The 13,687-nt window shown below is 69.0% G+C and carries 12 protein-coding genes and 5 pseudogenes; 11 read left to right on the plus strand and 6 right to left on the minus strand.

The features are described 5' to 3' along the window. Together PKH97_RS07045 and PKH97_RS07050 are read right to left on the minus strand one after the other, a co-directional pair. Window positions 1–451: MGMT family protein (locus PKH97_RS07045; protein ID WP_324386700.1), on the minus strand; the 451-nt coding region annotated here is incomplete at its 3' end. Continuing rightward, window positions 448–960: a sigma-70 family RNA polymerase sigma factor gene (locus PKH97_RS07050; RefSeq protein WP_324386710.1), complete on the minus strand. Its 513-nt coding sequence runs from the start codon at window positions 958–960 to the stop codon at window positions 448–450. The genes PKH97_RS07045 and PKH97_RS07050, both read right to left, overlap by 4 nt. Window positions 961–1,220: 260 nt before the next feature. On the opposite strand from PKH97_RS07050, the pseudogene PKH97_RS07055 reads away from it, so the two are divergent. The 9 genes and pseudogenes from PKH97_RS07055 to PKH97_RS07095 all read left to right on the plus strand — a co-directional run. Next, a pseudogene (locus tag PKH97_RS07055) lies at window positions 1,221–1,463 on the plus strand (DNA recombination/repair protein RecA); the annotation flags it as partial. 3 nt (window positions 1,464–1,466) lie between these two features. Beyond that, window positions 1,467–2,756 (plus strand): annotated as a pseudogene (locus tag PKH97_RS07060) (LAGLIDADG family homing endonuclease); the annotation flags it as partial. Window positions 2,757–2,759: 3 nt separating this feature from the next. Continuing rightward, window positions 2,760–3,392: pseudogene (locus PKH97_RS07065) on the plus strand (recombinase RecA); the annotation flags it as partial. A 108-nt stretch (window positions 3,393–3,500) separates the two neighbouring features. After that, window positions 3,501–4,001, plus strand: a pseudogene (locus PKH97_RS07070) (recombinase RecA); the annotation flags it as partial. Window positions 4,002–4,178: 177 nt separating this feature from the next. Continuing rightward, window positions 4,179–4,673, plus strand: coding sequence for a hypothetical protein (locus PKH97_RS07075; protein WP_324386711.1), 495 nt, complete (start codon window positions 4,179–4,181; stop codon window positions 4,671–4,673). A gap of 176 nt (window positions 4,674–4,849) precedes the next feature. After that, entirely contained in the window at window positions 4,850–5,299 is a 450-nt protein-coding gene (locus tag PKH97_RS07080) for a regulatory protein RecX (RefSeq protein ID WP_324386701.1), read from the plus strand. 156 nt (window positions 5,300–5,455) lie between these two features. Next, entirely contained in the window at window positions 5,456–6,751 is a 1,296-nt protein-coding gene (locus PKH97_RS07085; RefSeq protein WP_324386702.1) for a nicotinate phosphoribosyltransferase, read from the plus strand. 2 nt (window positions 6,752–6,753) lie between these two features. After that, window positions 6,754–7,335: an isochorismatase family protein gene (locus PKH97_RS07090; protein WP_324386703.1), complete on the plus strand. Its 582-nt coding sequence runs from the start codon at window positions 6,754–6,756 to the stop codon at window positions 7,333–7,335. Further along, complete coding sequence (locus PKH97_RS07095; RefSeq protein ID WP_324386704.1) at window positions 7,332–8,090, plus strand: NUDIX domain-containing protein; 759 nt, start codon at window positions 7,332–7,334, stop codon at window positions 8,088–8,090. Before PKH97_RS07090 ends, PKH97_RS07095 begins: the two co-directional genes overlap by 4 nt. Window positions 8,091–8,097: 7 nt before the next feature. On the opposite strand, the gene PKH97_RS07100 is transcribed toward PKH97_RS07095, so the two are convergent. Both PKH97_RS07100 and PKH97_RS07105 read right to left on the minus strand, forming a co-directional pair. After that, window positions 8,098–8,472 (minus strand): VOC family protein, encoded by a 375-nt coding sequence (locus PKH97_RS07100; RefSeq protein ID WP_324386705.1) that lies wholly within the window; start codon window positions 8,470–8,472, stop codon window positions 8,098–8,100. A gap of 39 nt (window positions 8,473–8,511) precedes the next feature. After that, complete coding sequence (locus PKH97_RS07105) at window positions 8,512–9,954, minus strand: PLP-dependent aminotransferase family protein (RefSeq protein WP_324386706.1); 1,443 nt, start codon at window positions 9,952–9,954, stop codon at window positions 8,512–8,514. Between the two features lie 60 nt (window positions 9,955–10,014). Here PKH97_RS07105 and PKH97_RS07110 point away from each other — a divergent pair, with 60 nt between their 5' ends. Further along, a complete protein-coding gene (locus PKH97_RS07110) occupies window positions 10,015–10,716 on the plus strand; it encodes a YitT family protein (RefSeq protein ID WP_324386707.1) in 702 nt (233 codons plus the stop codon). 81 nt (window positions 10,717–10,797) lie between these two features. Then, entirely contained in the window at window positions 10,798–11,004 is a 207-nt protein-coding gene (locus PKH97_RS07115; protein WP_324386708.1) for a CsbD family protein, read from the plus strand. Window positions 11,005–11,070: 66 nt separating this feature from the next. On the opposite strand, the gene PKH97_RS07120 is transcribed toward PKH97_RS07115, so the two are convergent. Next, entirely contained in the window at window positions 11,071–13,218 is a 2,148-nt protein-coding gene (locus PKH97_RS07120) for a RecQ family ATP-dependent DNA helicase (protein WP_324386709.1), read from the minus strand. 154 nt (window positions 13,219–13,372) lie between these two features. Then, a pseudogene (locus PKH97_RS07125) lies at window positions 13,373–13,687 on the minus strand (hypothetical protein); the annotation flags it as partial.

Raw genomic sequence — 13,687 nt, forward strand, 5'->3', positions numbered from 1 at the left:
GGGCCGCGCGGGGGCGGCCCACGAGGGCGGCGACTTCTCCGTAGGTGGCCGTCGCGCCATACGGGATCGCGGTGAGCGCGGCCTGGACCTCGCCGCGAAAACCCCGGGTGAGGGCGAAATCCAGCGGGAGGTCGAAGGTGGTCCGCGCGTGCGCGAAGTACTCGTCGAGTTCGGTCGCGGCGAGGTCGAGGCGGCGGGCATCGCGAAGGATGCGGGGACTGACGTGGTCGGCCAGCTCGGCGAGCACCGCGTCGGTGTTCTCGTTCTCGAAAGCCACCCGCACCAGGCCGCGCTCGGTGGCGGCGATCAACAGCGAACCGATCGGGGTGTCGAGCATGCGATAGGCGACGGCGAGCAGGTGCTCGCTCTCGGCGCGGGCGGCGAGGCGATCGTGCAGCCTCTGCAGTTCGGTGTCCGTGGGTGCGGTCAGGGTCGTCAGGGTCGGGCTCATCGGCTGGCTTTCGCGGGAGTGCGGGCGGACGGGGTCGGATCGTCGGTGGACAGCGTGCGGCGCAAGGCGGCGATGCCGTCGGCCGCCGCCCGGCGAACGGCGGCGGGGGAGGAGCCGGTCAGTTCGGCGGTTTCCGTATGCGGCAGCCCGCCGAAGTAGTGATAGGCGACGGCTTCGCGTTGGCGTTGGGGGAGCCGGGCGACGGCCTGCCAGACGTCGGTGGCCTGCGGGTCGTGCGAGCGCGCGGCATCAGGAAGCGCATCGGCCGGGATCGCGTGCCGGGCGGTCGCGCGGACGATGTCGATGCACTTGTTGCGGGCGACACGCACCAGCCAGGCCTGGACGTTGGTGCCGGGCGGTAGGTCCGGCCACGCGCGAAGCGCGGCGAGGAAGGTCTCCGACCATGCGTCGTCGGCGTCCGGACCGGCGCCCAGGACCGCGCGGCAGACGCGCAGCACGGTGGGTCCGTGCGTCTGCACGGCGTTCTCGAAGGGTTGGACGGGTGGCATCACCAAGTAGTCGCCTGACCGTGGACGGATGTGAGGCCACAAGTAGACACCCTCGGCAATGCTGCGGCGTGTCGCTGTTCGTCGAACAAGTGTTCGGCTAGTGTCGTTCACAGGTGGGAACGCCGCACTGCATCATCCACAGCCTTTCCGGCGGGGATGGAGGGTTGTCGGTGGTCCCGCCTAGCGTCTGACCCACGAGCCGAACTCGGCCGGGGTCGAAGGCAGGCGCGCTCGACACGAGATGAAAGAAGAGGTGTGGCATGGCCGCGAAGCCGGACATGGACCAGAAGTTGGCCGACCAGAAGAGCAAGGCCCTCGAGTCCGCGATGGGGCAGATCGAGAAGAACTTCGGCAAGGGCGCGGTGATGCGGCTCGGCGACGAGGTCCGCGCGCCGATCGAGGTGATCCCGACCGGATCGATCTCGCTGGATGTCGCCCTCGGCATCGGCGGCCTGCCGCGCGGGCGCGTGGTGGAGATCTACGGACCTGAGAGCAGCGGCAAATGTCTGACTGCGGACACCTACATCTGGACCGATCTGGGCCTGGAAACGGTTGCCGAGTTCTTCGCCCGCTTCGGACAGGCGGCCTCGTGCACGTCTCGAACCACCGATGTCCGAGACTCCGGGGTTCGAATCGTCAACGAGCGCGGAGCGCTCGAGCCTGTCGTCGTGCTGACGCACAACAACCGCAAGCCCGTACTTCGCATCACCACTCGGTCCGGCCGAAGCGTCACCGCGACGCACAATCACCCCTTCCGCGTCATGTCGGAGCGCGGCAATATCGTCTGGCGCAACGCAGGACGCTTAGTGCCGGGCGACGTCATCGTCTCGGCGCTCTTCGGCGCCGAAGAAGCGGCTTGCGGTGCCGGTCTTAGCGAGGACGAGGCCGTTTTCCTCGGATACCTGGTCGCCGAAGGAACGCTCGGTGAGGCGAACCGGCACGCGGTCCGCTTCACCAATTGGGATGCCGAGGTGGCGGCGGAGTGGAGCCGGCTCGCGGAGACTCTGTTTGGAGTCCGCGTCAAGCACGACGCGGACCGGGAGCATGTCATCCACGACGTCGCCCTGCGTCGACGCATCGCGGACGAGTATGGGCTCGACTACGTCAATGCGCCCGGCAAGGTGATCCCGCACCGGGTTCGCACGGCCGGCGCCAAGGCCCAGGTCGCCTTCTTGTCTGCCCTGTTCGAAGGCGATGGCTGGATCGACCCCACCTCCACGATCGGTCTGGGCACTGCCTCCGTGGAGCTCGCCCGGCAGGTCCAACTGATGTTGTTCGGGTTGGGGATTCCGGCGTCTATCCAAACCACCCACAACGCCACCTACGACCGCGAGTACTACAGCGTGCTCATCAACCCGGCCGCTGCTCACCGCTTCCTCGACACCGTCGGCTTCCGCAGCCGGCGTCGTGCGGATCAAGTGGCCTCGAACTTTCGTCGCTCTCCGCGTGATCCGCAGTTCGAGAACATTCCCCACCTACGGGGCCTGATCGCCGATCTGCGGGACGCAATCGGCGGGGACCGCGAGTTCGATCGGATCGCGGGGGATCTTTTCCGCGCAGATCTGGACCTGGGTTGTTCCCGCGGGCGCCTGGACAAGATCCTCGCCTGGGCGCAGGGGCGCCCGTCTCAGATCCCCCCGGGAGCGAAGCACATCATCGGCATTCTGCAGGAGCTGGCTGAGTCCGACTACACCTACGAAGCGATCACCGCGGTCGAGGACGCGGGCGAGGAGCCCACCTTCGATCTCATGGTTCCCGATTCCCACAGCTTCCTTGCCAATGGGATGTTGTCGCACAACACAACCGTGGCGCTGCATGCGGTGGCCAATGCGCAGCGCAATGGCGGGATCGCGGCCTTCATCGACGCCGAGCACGCGCTCGACCCGGACTATGCCAAGAAGCTCGGTGTCGACACCGATGCGCTGATCGTCAGCCAGCCCGACACCGGTGAGCAGGCGCTGGAGATCGCCGACATGCTGGTGCGTTCTGGGGCGATCGACATCATCGTCATCGACTCCGTCGCGGCGCTCGTGCCGCGCGCCGAGATCGAGGGCGAGATGGGCGACTCGCACGTCGGCCTGCAGGCACGCCTGATGAGTCAGGCGCTGCGCAAGATCACCGGCGCGCTGAACAACACCAATACGACGGCGATCTTCATCAACCAGCTGCGCGAGAAGATCGGGGTGATGTTCGGCTGCATGTCGTACAACACGCGGATCACGCTGGCCGACGGATCCACCGAAAAGATCGGCAAGATCGTCAACCAGCGGATGGACGTCGAGGTCCGCACCTACGACCCCGTGACCGACAGCGTCGTTGCCAGGCCGGTGACCAACTGGTTCGACAATGGTCCAGCCGCACGCTTCCTTCAATTCACGGTCGCCAAGTCCGGAGGAAACGGACGCTCACAGTTCGCCGCCACCGAGAACCATTTGGTCCGCACGCCTGGTGGTTGGCGCGAGGCCGGCGAGTTGATCGCAGGAGATCGGGTCATGGTCAGCGAGACGGCGCGTCTGTCCGACCAGCAGTGGCAGGTCATCCTTGGCGGTCTGCTGGGTAACGGCCATTTGGCTCCCAACACCCGGGGACGGTCAGGCGTTCGCTACCGCATGGGGCACGGACCCAAGCAGGTCGCGTATCTCGACTGGAAGTGCGCCCAGCTCGGCAACATCGGCCAGACCCGGACAGTTCGGTCCACGGGCGCGGTTCACGTCGACTTCACTCCGTTGCCCGAGCTCGGCGAGTTGCGTGAAGTCGTCTATTGGGGCGACGGCAAGAAGCACGTCACCGACGAGGTGCTCAAGCAGCTCACCCCGGTGGCTCTTGCGGTGTGGTTCATGGACGACGGCTCCGTTGCCCTGCGCAGTAAGGGTCTGCAGGAGCGAACGCGCGGGGGTAGTGGTCGGATCGACTTTTGCGTCGAGGCGATGAGTCCGTCCAGCCGCACTCGGCTCGCGGACTACCTACGCGACACATTCGGAGTCGAGGCCGCGGTCACGACGCGGGGCCGAGCCCAGAAGTCGTATCTGGTGCTGACCACCGCTGGTTCCGCGCGCTTCATGGAAGTTGTGGCGCCGTATGTCCATCCGTCGATGGACGACAAGCTGCTGCCGAGATTCCGTGGCCAGTTCGCGATGCCGCCGCAGTTCGTGCCGCCGCGGGAGGTCCTGGTGCCCGCTCGCGTCTTGGATGTCCACGTCAAGCCGCCGACCCGATCGATGCACCGATTCGACATCGAAGTCGAGGGCACCCACAACTACTTCGTCGACGGGGTGATGGTGCACAACAGCCCCGAGACGACCACGGGTGGCAAGGCGCTGAAGTTCTATGCGTCTGTCCGACTGGACGTGCGTCGGATCGAGACCCTGAAGGACGGCAACGAGCCAGTGGGCAATCGCACACGGGTCAAGGTCGTCAAGAACAAGGTCAGCCCGCCCTTCAAGCAGGCCGAGTTCGACATCCTCTACGGCCACGGCATCTCGCGCGAAGGCGGCTTGATCGATATGGGCGTGGACCAGGGCTTCGTGCGCAAGTCCGGGGCCTGGTACACCTACGACGGCGACCAGCTCGGTCAGGGCAAGGAGAACGCCCGCAACTTCCTCAAGGACAACCCCGACCTGGCCGACGAGTTGGAGAAGCGGATCAAGGAGAAGCTCGGCATCGGTCCGCGCGTGGACGCACCGGCCGTCGTCGACGTGCCAGTCGAATTCTGACGGTCGTGAGCAGCCAGTCGCGGCCCGCCCTCGACGCCTTGCGCGCCGAGGTGGCCCGGCTCCAAACCGGCGGGAACCCACACCCCCCGCCGCGGTCGTCGCCGGAATCCACTCCCTCCGGCGACGACCGCACACCAGCGGCTCGGGATCCGCACGCCGTCGCGAAGGCAATTGTCTTGCGCCAGTTGACGAATTCGCCCAAGACGCGGGCCCAGCTGGAGCGCGCGCTGGCGAAGCGGGAGTGTGACCCGGCAGTGGCGCGCGAGGTTTTAGACCGGCTCGCCGAGGTCGGTCTGGTCGACGATGCGGCGTATGCCGAGCTCTATGTCCGTTCGAAGCAGAACAGCCGGGGCGTGGCCAAGGCGATGCTGAGCCGGGAGTTGCGCGCGAAAGGCGTTGCTGCCGACACGGCCGCCGACGTCCTCGACGCCGTTCCTGATGCGGTCGAGGAAGAGCGAGCGCGAGCCCTCGTTCGGACCCGGCTCAAGCGACTGAACGGGCTCGACCGATCCGTTCAGGTGCGCCGGCTCGCGGGGCTGTTGGCTCGCAAAGGGTATCCGTCCGGGTTAGCCGGCCGGGTCGTGTTCGAGGAGATCGCACTGTCGGCGGAGCACGTGCGCGACTGAGGGGCGGGCCTTGGGTGGGCCCGGGATGGGCGGGCCGTCCTGCCCCACGGCGGGGGAAGTCCTGTTATAGTCAAAATGACTGTAATGCCGCAGAGAGGGGGATCCGTAGTGGATGCAACTGAATCGACGGTCCCGAGCGGGCCTTCATCAAGGGCCGTGGGTGGCACGTGGCACGCGCCGAGCCCGGGGATGCTCACCGACCGCTACGAGTTGACGATGTACTCCTCCTTCGTCGAGGACGGCAGCGTCGACGATCACAGCGTTTTCGAAGCCTTTGCCCGTCGTCTGCCGCCGGGCCGGCGTTATGGCCTACTTGCCGGGCTTGGCAGACTGATTCCGCTGATCGCCGACTTCGGTTTCGACGAGGACGAGATCGGCTATCTCTTGCAGGTCGGCGCGATCACGCCCAAGGCGGCCGACCGGCTGGCGGACTTCCGGTTCAGTGGCGACCTGACGGCCTATCCGGAGGGCGAGATCTACGTTCCCGGGAGCCCCGTCCTCACCGCGGAGGGCCCGCTGGGTGAATGTCTGCTCCTCGAGACACTCGTGCTCTCGGTGCTCAATCACGACACGGCCGTCGCCAGCGCTGCCGCCCGCATGGTCACGGCCGCGGGCGACCGGCCGATCATCGAGATGGGCAGTCGGCGAACGCACGAGATGTCGGCCATCGCGGCGACCCGCGCGGCCTATCTGGCCGGCTTCGGGAGTACGAGCAATCTCGCCGGTGGCCACCTTTACGACATTCCGACCGTGGGCACGGTGGCCCACGCCTTCATCCTCTCTCACGAGAGCGAGCGCGCAGCCTTCGCCAGCCAGGTGGCCGCCCTGGGCGTCGGCACCACCTTGCTCGTCGACACCTATGACATCGAGCAGGGCATCCGGACGGCGGTGGAGGTAGCCGGGTCCGGGCTGGGCGCGATCCGCATCGACTCCGGCGATCTCGACATCGAGTCGCGCCGTGCCAGAGCGTTGCTCGACGAACTCGGCGCCACCGGCACCCGCATCGTCGTCACCAGTGACCTTGACGAGTACGTGATCACCGCCCTCGGCGCGGCACCGATCGACGGGTTCGGCGTGGGCACGCGCGTCGTTACCGGATCGGGGCATCCCACCGCGGGGATGGTCTACAAACTCGTCGCCGTAGCCGACCGCCCCGGAGCCGATGCACCCCTTCGCCCGGTGGCGAAGAAGGCGAGCGGCAAGGGATCCGCGGGCGGGCGGAAAACGGCATACCGGCGAGGAGACGGGAGCGAAGGCTTCACTCTCGACGGCACCGTTCCCCCGGACGCCCGGCCCCTGCAAGTGCCCGTGATCCGGGGCGGCGAGATCGTCCACAACCCGGCGCTCGACGAGATCCGCGGGTATGCCCGGGCGGTCGTCGAGGCCTTGCCGGCGAGCGCCCGGGATGTCGCCGACGGGACGCCTTTCACCACTGCAACCGAGGAGGACTAGGCATGAGCACCACAGCGCTTCTGGTCGTCGACGTCCAGAACGATTTCGTCGAAGGCGGATCGCTGGCCGTCACCGGTGGGCGCGCCGTCGCCGCTGCGATCGTCGACCACATCGATCGGTATGCCGGCGACTACCGCCTCATCGTCGGCTCCCGAGATTGGCACACACCAGGATCGGACAATGGGGGCCATTTCGCACTGACCGGCGCGCCCGACTACGCGGGCACCTGGCCGGTGCACTGCGTCGCCGGCACAGCGGGTGCCGAGTTCGCCGAGGCGGGCCTGGCGGATCGGCTGACCCATCAGGTGCGCAAAGGGATGGGCGAGCCGGCCTACTCGATGTTCGAAGGGCGCGCCGACGCCGACGGCGATGGCTTGGCCGAACTTCTTGCTGCGCAAGGGATTCGAGCCGTGGACGTGGTAGGGATCGCGACCGACTACTGCGTTCGCGCCACGGCGCTCGACGCACGCCGGGCCGGCTTCGAGACACGGGTGATCCTTCCGCTGACGGCGGGGGTGGCGCCGCAGTCCTGTGCTGCGGCGCTCGATGAGCTGGCCGCCGCTGGCGTGGAGGTGCTCCGATGAGCGCGGCGAAGCGGTCCGGTGAGAGCTATCCGCCGTTCGCGGTGACCGTGGATCTCGCCGTGTTCACCATCCACGAGGGAACCCTGGCCGTGCTGCTCGTCCAACGTGGGGATGACCCCTTCGCAGGGCACTGGGCCCTGCCGGGTGGCTTCGTCGGAATCGCCGAGGACGCCGCAAGCGCGGCGTGGCGGGAACTTGCCGAAGAGACTGGCCTGGAACGCTTTTCGGGACACCTCGAGCAATTGGCCACCTACTCGGCGCCGGATCGTGACCCGCGGATGCGAGTCGTTTCCGTTGCGCACGTCGCCTTCGCGCCGGGCCTGGCTCGCAGCGGCCCGACGGCCGGTTCGGACGCCGCAGCGGCGCGATGGTGGCCGGTCGAGGACCTGGGGCTGGATGCGGATGCCCCGGGGGAGGGGAGCCTCGACCTCGCCTTCGACCACGCCGACATCCTGCGCGATGCCCTGGAGCGCGTGCGATCGAAGATCGAATACACCACGCTCGCAGCACAGTTCGCCGACGAGCCGTTCACCTTGGCCGACCTGCGCCGCGTGTATGCCGCTGTCTGGGGGGCCGCACCGGACCTCGGCAACTTCCGTCGCAAGGTGCTCTCGACCCCTGGCTTCGTGGTGGCGACCGAGGGCCGGGACGAGAGTGACGGTCGCCTCGGGCGACCGGCGTTGCTCTATCGGCGCGGTCCGGCGACGACCTTGCAGCCGGCGATGCTGCGCCCGGACGGGCTGGCCGCCGGCTGACTAGGGGCTAGGGCACGTCCTCGATGAACTCCAGCCGGTTGCCGAAGGGGTCGTCGGTGTGGAAGCGCTTGGTGCCCGGGACTTCCTGACTCCACCGGACCTCGCCCCCGGCCTCGGTCAGGCGCGCGGCCAGCGCATCGAGGTCGGTGGCCAAGAGTGCGGGGTGCGCCTTACGGGCCGGCACGAAGGGCTCTTCGATCCCCATGTGCATCTCGAGGTCGCCGAGCCGGAACCAACACCCGCCTCGCACGGCCAGCATCGGCGGCTTGGGCACTTCGATGAAACCCAGCGCGTCCACCCAAAAGGACCGGCTGGCCTGCTCGCCGCCCGGCGGGATGGCGAGTTGGACATGTTGCAGACGGGTGATCCGGAAGGACGTCATGGCGCCAGCGTGCCAGGTCCGGGCGGCCGGTGCGGGCGATCAGGCGACGAAGCCGTGGGCGGCGGCGGTCGTGATCCCGGCGACCCCGTGGGCGCGGACATGATCGACGGCCGCGCCGAGACGTTCGACCGCGGTCGCCATCACGTCGGGGTCAGCGACATAGGGGATCCGGACGTGATGCTCGAAGCCGCCGGAGGGGGCGAAGCGGGGTCCAGCAGCGATTTGCAGGCCGAGGCGCTCGGCGGCGAGAGCGACCGCACCGGCGCTGATCTCGCCGAGGTCGACCCACAGATTGAGGCCACCGCGCGGCACCACGAAGCGCGCGTCGGGAAGCCGCTCGCGCAGTGCGGCGCTCGTCGCATCGCGGGCCGCGCGAAGCTCGGCGAGCCGGCCGATCGGCATACCGCCGTGGGTGCGCAGCAGGTGGGTCAGGACGAGTTGTTCGAGGATCGGCGCACCGAGATCGAGGGTCGCCCGCGCGTCGAGCAACCGCCCGGCGAGCGCGCCCGGCACGCGGATCCAGCCGATCCGCAGGCCGCCCCAAAAGCTCTTGGCCGCACTGCCGAGCGCGATCGCGTCCGGGGCCAACACGCCGAAAGGTCGCACGGCCGGGCCGCCGTCGAGGTCGACCTCTGCCACCGTCTCGTCGATGAGCGGGATGGTGCCGCTGCGCCGAAGTGCCCTGGCGAGTCGTTCGCGGTCGCTGTCGTCGAGCAGGGCGCCGGTCGGATTGTGAAAGTCGGGGATCAGGTATGCCGCCCGCGCGCCCCCGGCGCGCAACACCCGTTCCGTCTCGTCGAGATCCGGCCCCGTCGCATCCACGGGGATCGTCAGGGTGCGAGTCCCGCTGCGGCCCAAGGCTTCCAGCGCGTTGGGATAGGTCGGACTCTCGACGATGACCTGGTCGCCCGCGGTGAGGAGGGCGCGCGAGACGATGGCCAGGCCGGCGACTGCGCCGGAGGTGACGAGGATCTGGTCGGGGCTCGTCGGCAGGCCGCGCTGCCGGTAGCGGTCGGCGATCGCGGAACGCAGATCGAGCAGGCCGACCGGGGCGTAGCCGTTGTCGCTGAGATAGCCGGGGAGTTCGGCGAGGGCCGCGGCAAAGGCATCGAGAATCCCCTCCGGCGCCCTCGTGGCGGCGCAGGTCAGGTCGATGGCGTCGGGATCCAGCCGTATCGCCGGCGTGAGCACTCGACCAGCTGACGCGGATTTGCTCGGCACGCGCGCGATCGAGCCCGACCCACGACGCGCGGCGAGATAGCCGCGCTCGGCCAGCACGGCATACGCGTTGGTGACGGTCGTGCGAGAGCAGCCGAGTGCGGCGGTCAACTCGCGCTCGCTGGGCAGGCGGGTGCCGGAGGGGATGCGGCCGTCGGCGAGCAGCGCCATGATCGCACCGGCGAGCGACCGATAGGCGGGGCGAGCCAGGGCGTCTTCGCCGAGGAGGCGTCCGAGCCGCACGGCGGAGATGGACGGCGTCATGAGGCCACTATTGCATGATTGGCTATGTAAAACCAGACCACTTGGGGGCAGGCTGTAGGCATGTCACCACTTGCGCTGGCCCGCCGCGGCCTGGCCCGCCGGGCGGACCTGCATCCGATGACCCCGCTGGAGCAGATCCGCGCTGGGAAGACGGCCCACCGGCTGAGTCAGCTGGTGATCGGTCTGGTGCTCTACGGCGTCTCGATGGCGATGATGCTGCGCAGCGGCCTCGGTCTCGATCCGTGGGATGTCTTCCATCAGGGCGTGCAAGAGCACTGGGGGGTCAGCTTCGGCACGGTCGTGATCGTTACGAGTTTTGTGGTGTTGCTCCTGTGGATACCGCTTCGGCAGTGGCCGGGGCTGGGGACGGTGCTCAATTCCGTGCTGATCGGGCTCGCGACCGACGCGACGCTGCGCGTGCTGGACGCGCCAGACAACCTGGGCGCTCGATGGGGGCTCCTCCTCGGCGGCATCGTGGCCAATGCCATCGCGGGCGGCCTTTACATCGGCAGCCAGTACGGGCCCGGGCCGCGCGACGGGCTGATGACGGGCCTGCACCGGCGCACCGGGGTTTCGTTGCGCCTGGTCCGCACCTCGATCGAGGTGTCGGTACTCGTCGTCGGCTGGCTGCTCGGCGGTGTCGTCGGCCTTGGCACCGTGCTGTATGCCGTCCTCATCGGCCCCTTGGTGCAGGTCTTTCTGCCGATGTTCACGGTGCGACTGCCGGCCCCGGCCGCGGAATCGGCGACGGTCCGGCGCTGAAGATCCCCGGTCCTTAGCCCCCTAGAGAGCCGATCCTTTGGCACGGTGGAACCACTGATCAACCGAACAAAGGAGAAACGCATGGGTATCGGCGACAAGATCAGCAATGCCACCGAAGAGGCCGTCGGCAAGGTCAAGGAGAAGGTCGGTGACGCCACGGACAACGAGCGTCTGCAGGCCGAGGGGTTGACCGAGCAGGCCGAGGCCAACGTCAAGCAGGCTGCCGAGCGTGCCGGGGACGCCGTCGACGACGCGCGCGACGCGGCCAAGGACGCCTTCGGTTCCTGATCGTCATCACCGGGTCGGGCCCCGCCCGGGGATCTGGGCGGGGCTCGACCTGTGCACGGGCGGCGGTCAGCCGTCGATCGCTAGCGCCAGGGGGAGCACGGCTGGGGCCCCGGCGCGCCGCAAGGCTCGCGCCGCCTCGGTGACCGTCCACCGGGAACTCACAAAGTCGTCGACGAGCAGGATCGGGCCGGGAATGCCGGCCAAGGCGTCGGCCAATGCCAGACCGACGGCCAGGCGCTCCCACACATTCGCCAGCCGGAAGGCGGAATTGCCGCCCGGCTCACCGGCTGGACCACCATCAATCACGTCGAGGGTGCCCAGATAGCGCAGCCGACCGATCTCGGCGATGCCCTGCGCGAGCGAGGTCACCAGCGCCGGCCGGGCGCGCGACGGAATGGCCACGACGGCCACCGGTCGCTGTGCCCAGCCCCATTCCGTGAGCACCTGAACCACCCCGGACAGCACCTCTGGGGGCACCGGCCCGTCCCGTTGCAGGAGCGGGCGCAAGCGTTGGCCCCATCCCAGGTCCGACAAGCGAGCGAGCACTCGCCCGTCCTCCGCCTGCTCCTGCGCCGCGATCTTGCCCCGGACCGGGACCCCGAGCCGGTCCATCCCGGTCGGCCACATCGCGCGCGGCTCGATCACGGTGCCGACTCGGGCCAACTGCTCGCGGGCGGCCCCGATTACCCGATCGGGGATCTCCGTTGGATACCAGGGGCCGGCGCAGTTGTCGCAGCGTCCGCAGTCGGCTGCGGAGTCGTCATCGAGCGCGTGCTGGAGGTACGCCATCCGGCAGGCCGCGCCGCGTTCATACGCGAGCATCTGCTCCTGCTCGGCCTGTCGCTGCTGGGCGACCCACGCGTACCGCTCGCCGTCATAGGTCCACGGCGCACCCGTAGCGATCCAGCCGCCGCTGACCCGGTTGACCGCCCCGTCGACATCGAGCACCTTCAGCAGCAACTCCAGTCGGGCGCGCCGGATGTCGACGATCGTCTCGATGGCCGCGGTCGACAGGGGGCGTCCGGCCTGCGCCAAGGCGGCTAGCACCGCTGACGCCTGCTCCTCGCGCGGCATCGACACCGAGGCGAAATAGCGCCAAATGTCCTGATCCTCCGGCCCCGGGAGCAGCAGGACATCGGCCCGCTCGGTGGCCCGCCCGGCCCGCCCGACCTGTTGGTAGTAGGCCACGGGCGACGATGGTGCGCCGACGTGCACGACGAAGCCGAGGTCGGGCTTGTCGAAGCCCATGCCGAGTGCCGAGGTCGCGACGAGGGCCTTGATCTCGTTGGCGCGCAAGGCATTCTCGAGGCGTTCGCGGTCCCCTGGGTCGGTGCGACCGGTGTAGGCCGCCACCCGATGACCGGCCCGCGCGAGGGCGTCGGCAATATCCTCGGCACCGCTGACGGTCAGCGCATACACGATGCCGCTCCCCGGCAGGTCGCCAAGATGCGCGAGCAGCCAGCCCAGCCGCTGCTCCGGCGACATCGAGCGCAGCACGCCGAGCCGCAGCGAGTCCCGGGCCAGGCCGCCCCGGATCGTCGTGACCGGCGCGCCCCCCGCGGACAACTGCACTTCGACATCGGCGACGACCCGCGCATTCGCCGTCGCGGTCGTCGCGAGGACGGGCGTGTCGGCCGGGAGACCGTCGAGCAGGTCCTTGATCCGGCGATAGTCCGGTCGGAAATCGTGCCCCCAGTCACTGATGCAGTGCGCCTCGTCAACGACCAACAACCCGCAGCGGCGCGCCAGGTCGGGCAGTTGCTCCTCGCGGAAGCGCGGGTTGTTCAGGCGCTCGGGCGAGACGAGCAGCACGTCGACGTCGTCGGCCGCCAGCGCATCGCGCACCTGATCCCAGTCGGTGGCATTCGCCGAGTTCATCGTCACCGCCCGGATCCCGGCGCGTTCGGCTGCGCCGATCTGGTCACGCATCAGCGCCAGGAGCGGCGAGATGATCACCGTCGGTCCGGCTCCGGCCGCCCGCCGCAGGGCCGTCGCGACGAAGTAGACGGCCGACTTGCCCCACCCGGTGCGTTGCACGACGAGCACCCGGGCCCGCCGCTCCACCAGCGCCTCGATCGCCTCGAACTGCCCGTCTCGGAAGTCGGCGTCGGCGCGGCCGACGAGGCGGCGCAGGTCAGCTTCGGCCCGTTCGCGCAGCGACGGTGCCCCGGCCGGTGGTGCCGGCGGGCCGGTTGTGGAACTGGGTCGCGTCATACCGATGACCGTATGCCGTGCCGCCGACAGCCGGTCATCCGTCGTCCACAGGTCAGCCCGCGATCGGGGTGACGTGTTGGGTCCCCGCGAAGTATTGGAGGAGCGGAGCGGGGGAAAACTTCGTGGAGTGACTTCGGCCCGCGATCCGGGGTCGTCAGGGCAGACTGAGCCGTACCTCATCGCCCGGACGCAACTGGGCGGCCCGGTCCGCAGCGACTGACGACACGACGGCTACGACCGGATAGCCGCCTGTCGCCGGATGGTCGGCGAGGAACAGGATCGGCTGCCCCGACGGCGGCACCTGGATCGCCCCGCGGACCACGCCTTCGCTAGCCAACTCGGCTCCGGGTGACTGCCAGCGCAGGTCCTCGCCGGCCAACCGCACGCCCGTCCGGTCCAGGCGATCCGTCACGCGCCACGGCATCGCGCGCAGGCGGCGCCGCGCCTCGTCGGTGAGCCAGTCGGCCCG

The sequence above is a fragment of the Nostocoides sp. genome (assembly GCF_035343835.1).
Classification (GTDB): Bacteria; Actinomycetota; Actinomycetes; order Actinomycetales; family Dermatophilaceae; genus Nostocoides_A; species Nostocoides_A vanveenii.